Origin of the sequence: Synechococcus sp. Cruz CV12-2-Slac-r, from assembly GCF_024346075.1 — a bacterium.
Lineage (GTDB): Bacteria > Cyanobacteriota > Cyanobacteriia > PCC-6307 > Cyanobiaceae > Synechococcus_D.
Map to the genome: position 1 here is coordinate 1 of NZ_JAGQEK010000148.1, position 3,771 is coordinate 3,771.

Here is a 3,771-nt window from a genome sequence, read left to right on the forward strand (position 1 = left end):
CTACTGGCACCACAAGATCAAGGTCTGGATGGGGAACTAATCGATTTAAAAGCCCATCGCGCACCGCTCCGCCCACCAAGGCGCAACCAATTGGCAATTTGTTTAGTGCAATGGGCCAGCGCTGCGGTGGTAGCAGCTGCCGCAGCAGCAAAGCAGCACTGGTTGGGTTGATACGGCTGGGGGGAGTGGCCAAGGAACGCGGATCCATGGCACCATTTTGCAATTACTACTTAAGTAGAACTTTTTAAATCATGTGCATCTGCGTTGCTTGCAGCTGGCAGCCGAGTTGCACCGCTTATCACAGGGTGGAAACTGAACACGGAGTGCCTCACCTAAATCAAAATCCGGATTTCACTCCCGAGAATCCCCAGATTCATCTAAGCGTTCAAGCGGTGCAAAACAGCTGGGGCGTGGAGTGGGATGTGCGCAGTTGCGACAGTTTCAGGCCAGGCCGAGTTAGCTAAGCCCCATGAGTTGTGCCCTCGCTTTTCATAGTTGCAGCAGCACCCTTGGGGTGGCCTTAATCAACAACGGTGAGTGGCGTTCTGCGGCTTTCCCCTTGGCGCGCCAGATGGCCAACGGCTTATTTACAGCTGTAGCTGAATTGCTCCCTGCGAGCCGCTGGAATGAGCTCAGCTGGTTAGCGGTGGCCACCGGCCCCGGCAGTTTTACTGGCACCCGTCTCACCGTGGTGCTTGCCCGCACCTTGGCTCAGCAGTTGCAAAAACCCCTATATGGCTGGGGCAGCTTGCGTTTAATTGCAGAACGGCGTCAGCAGGAACTCGCTGCCGCTGGTCCCCATTGGATTGGGCAAACCCTGCCTCAACGTGGGGTGGTGGCTGGTTACTACGGCCTTGGCGCTCAGGGAGTTGAAGAATTTCAAGCGCCAAGCCTGCATCCAGGCGGCAGCGCCAGCTTGAAGGGAGCCTTTTGGGAGGCGGAAATGTTGCCGGAGCAGGATTCACGTTTGCTACTGCAGCTGGGCCAAAACTTGTTTGAGCAGGGCAACCTCGGGCCTTGGGAGCTGGTTTTACCGATTTATCCCACCTCTCCAGTTCAAAACATCCCCCGCGGGGCTAATGGCTAGGAAGCTGCTTCGCTTATTGCTTGGGGCCGGGCTGCTTTGGGGGGGCTGGAGTTTTGGACCCGGCTTACTCAAACCACTGCTGGAGCCTTTGCTGCCACCGCCCCAGCAGATTTTGGTTTTGGGCGGTGATTTAGAGCGAGAAGAAGTGGGCGCCCAGTTGGCCTATCGCAGCCAGTTGCCCTTGCTTGTTAGCAGTGGCAGCAATGCTGAATATGCCCGCTGGCTAATTGAGCGCAATGGCCTAGATCCAGCCCGGGTTCAGCTTGATTACCGCGCCAGCGATACCTTGAGCAACTTCACCACCCTGGTGGATGAATTGAATCGCAAGGGCGTGCGTCATGTGCTTTTGGTTACCAGCAGCGACCACATGGAAAGGGCCTTGTTGGTGGGCCGTGTGGTGGCTGGAAGCCGTGGCATCTACCTAACCCCTGTGCTGGTGCCCTGCGCTAAAAATTGTCAATTTGAAAGTCGCAGCAAGGTGTGGAGTGATGGTTTGAGGGCTTTGGTTTGGGTAATTAGTGGAAAGGATCTGCGCCAGCAATTAATGGCAATTCCAGCAAGGCGTTAATCGCCTCTTGGCAGGCCTTTGTGGTGGCTTCTAGATCGGCTCGGCGTTTGGAAGCAGGCGGCGGGATCGGCAAACCCACCCTTATTTGGATTGCTACGAGGCGGGGCCAGCTTTGATTTGGTCCAAATGCGCGATGGGTATTAACCAACGCCACCGGCAGCAGCGGCGCCCCACTGCGGGCAGAAAGCAAAGCTGCCCCGAGCTGGGGATTCTCAACCCGGCCACTCAACTGGCGGGTGCCATCAAGAAATATTCCCGTTGCCCAACCCTTCTCTAAGCGCCCTAAGGCGGTGCGAATTGCCTCGCGATCGCTTGCGCCACGGCTTACGGGATAGGCGCCAAGGCTGCGGATTAGCGCCCCCAAGATTGGCACCTTAAATAATTCAGCCTTTGCCATAAAACTCACCGGCCGCGGCAAGGTGTGGCCCAGCAAAGGTGGATCTAAATGGGAGCCATGGTTTGCCACCACTACCAACCCCCCTTGGCGGGGTACCCGTTCCATGCCAAAGCAACGGCCGCGAAATAGCAAGCGAAATATTGGCGCCACCAGCAACCACTGCACCATCCTGTAACTGATGCTTGGCCGCGGCCTCAAGCTCAAACTGGCGATCGCTTGATTCATTTCAATTAAGGCCCAGATCCTGCAGCCCACTAATTTGCGCCGTTACCAGGGCTGGCAGGCTGCGTTTGAGCAAGCCGCTGAGCACCGCCCCAGGCCCCACTTCCACCACCGTATGGATGCCAGCAACATCGAATTGCAGCATGGTTTCACGCCAACGCACCCCGCTGGTCATCTGTTGCTGCAGCCGTTGTTTCAAGCTGTTGCCATCACTACAGGGGCTGGGGTTTGTATTGCTGAGAATCGGCACTGCGCTGTTACGAAATGGCACGGCATCGAGTTCAGCACTAAAAGCTGCTGCAGGTGCGGCCATAAAAGGAGAGTGGAAAGCCCCGGATACAGCAAGGGGTACTGCCCGTTTGCAGCTCACAGCAGCTAGTACAGCGGCAAGCGCTTCTTTACTGCCTGAGAGCACCACCTGGGCGTCGCTGTTGTCGTTGGCGATCACTACCCCTTCTGTGGTTGCCACCGCTTCCTCTAATTCCTTGCGGTTGAAACCCATCACTGCGGCCATCGCCCCACCACCTGCGGCAGCCATTAATTCACTGCGGCGAATTACTAACTTCAAACCGGTTTCGAATTCAAAAACTCCGCCCGCATAAAGGGCCACCAATTCACCCAAGCTGTGGCCAGCGAGCAGATTCGCCTTTTTTCCCTGTTTATAAAGAAGATCAATCAGCAGGGTTTCAAGAACAAATAAAGCCGGCTGAGTATTGCGGGTGTTGTTTAGATCATTTAATTCGTTTGCGTTATCTAGGTTGGATTGATCGCTGCCGCTGCAGATCTGCCCAAGGTTGCGGCCCAATAGATCCGATGCCATTTCAAAACGATCCCGGCCCAAAGGGTGATCCAATAACCCTGCAGCCATTCCAAGCTTTTGTGATCCCTGGCCTGGAAACACCCAACAAATACCCATGGCCCCTTTTGATGCTGCTGGCAGCTGAGGCTACCCATAGGGCACAACTAGGGGGTAGGCCCGCTCCAACGCCACAACGCTGCCCCCCAGCTGAGCCCTGCGCCAAAGCCGCTGCTGGCAATAAGGTGCCCCGGTTTAACCAGGCCGGCCTGCACCGCCTCATGGAGCATCACTGGGATCGTGGCGGCAGAGGTGTTGCCGTAATTGGCAAGGTTGCTTAAAACTTTTGCCTCTGGAAGGCCAAGCCGTTCTGCAACAGCATTCAAGATGCGTTGATTTGCTTGGTGCAGCAGCAGCCAATCCAAAGCTTCTGGTTTGGTATCGGTGCTTTTTAGAAGTTCCTGCAACACAGCGGGCACCTCCCGCACAGCAAATTTGTAAACCTCCTGGCCATTCATGGCGATTGGCTCAAAGCCCCCCAGTTGGCTGCTGATGCCAGGTATCAATTCTTGACGGCTGGCCACTTGACGCAAGCTGAGGCAATCGGCTTTGCGGCCATCGGAAGCCATCCGAAACCCAAGCAAACCATCCTGATCTGCTCCGCAGGCCTCAATTGCAACGGCCCCGGCCCCATCACCAAA

The 3,771-nt window shown here is 56.0% G+C and carries 6 protein-coding genes and 1 pseudogene; 3 read left to right on the forward strand and 4 right to left on the reverse strand.

Features of this window, described 5'->3' with window-relative positions:
• Positions 1-208: pseudogene (locus KB557_RS09585) on the reverse strand (CCA tRNA nucleotidyltransferase); the annotation flags it as partial.
• A 43-nt stretch (positions 209-251) separates the two neighbouring features.
• Between KB557_RS09585 and KB557_RS09590 the strand changes: the two are divergent.
• From KB557_RS09590 to KB557_RS09600, 3 genes are read left to right on the forward strand one after another with little or no spacing between them, the layout of a single operon-like run.
• Entirely contained in the window at positions 252-464 is a 213-nt protein-coding gene (locus KB557_RS09590) for a Ycf34 family protein (protein WP_255133639.1), read from the forward strand.
• 5 nt (positions 465-469) lie between these two features.
• Entirely contained in the window at positions 470-1,087 is a 618-nt protein-coding gene (tsaB, locus tag KB557_RS09595; protein WP_255133641.1) for a tRNA (adenosine(37)-N6)-threonylcarbamoyltransferase complex dimerization subunit type 1 TsaB, read from the forward strand.
• Positions 1,080-1,655: a YdcF family protein gene (locus tag KB557_RS09600; protein ID WP_255133643.1), complete on the forward strand. Its 576-nt coding sequence runs from the start codon at positions 1,080-1,082 to the stop codon at positions 1,653-1,655. Before tsaB ends, KB557_RS09600 begins: the two co-directional genes overlap by 8 nt.
• Here KB557_RS09600 and KB557_RS09605 read toward each other — a convergent pair.
• From KB557_RS09605 to KB557_RS09615, 3 genes are all read right to left on the reverse strand, one after another.
• Positions 1,603-2,277 (reverse strand): 1-acyl-sn-glycerol-3-phosphate acyltransferase, encoded by a 675-nt coding sequence (locus KB557_RS09605; protein ID WP_255133645.1) that lies wholly within the window; start codon positions 2,275-2,277, stop codon positions 1,603-1,605. The two genes, KB557_RS09600 and KB557_RS09605, sit on opposite strands and share 53 nt — an antisense overlap.
• A gap of 1 nt (position 2,278) precedes the next feature.
• Positions 2,279-3,190: an ACP S-malonyltransferase gene (fabD, locus tag KB557_RS09610; RefSeq protein ID WP_255133647.1), complete on the reverse strand. Its 912-nt coding sequence runs from the start codon at positions 3,188-3,190 to the stop codon at positions 2,279-2,281.
• Between the two features lie 47 nt (positions 3,191-3,237).
• Positions 3,238-3,771 (reverse strand): 3-oxoacyl-[acyl-carrier-protein] synthase III C-terminal domain-containing protein (locus tag KB557_RS09615; protein ID WP_315856219.1); only part of this gene is annotated, 534 nt, incomplete at its 5' end.

Coding starts and splice junctions, on each gene's coding strand:
- KB557_RS09590 (WP_255133639.1), top strand. CDS start 252: ATGTGCATCTGCGTTGCTTGCAGCTGGCAGCCGAGTTGCACCGCTTAT.
- tsaB (WP_255133641.1), top strand. CDS start 470: ATGAGTTGTGCCCTCGCTTTTCATAGTTGCAGCAGCACCCTTGGGGTG.
- KB557_RS09600 (WP_255133643.1), top strand. CDS start 1,080: ATGGCTAGGAAGCTGCTTCGCTTATTGCTTGGGGCCGGGCTGCTTTGG.
- KB557_RS09605 (WP_255133645.1), bottom strand. CDS start 2,277: ATGAATCAAGCGATCGCCAGTTTGAGCTTGAGGCCGCGGCCAAGCATC.
- fabD (WP_255133647.1), bottom strand. CDS start 3,190: ATGGGTATTTGTTGGGTGTTTCCAGGCCAGGGATCACAAAAGCTTGGA.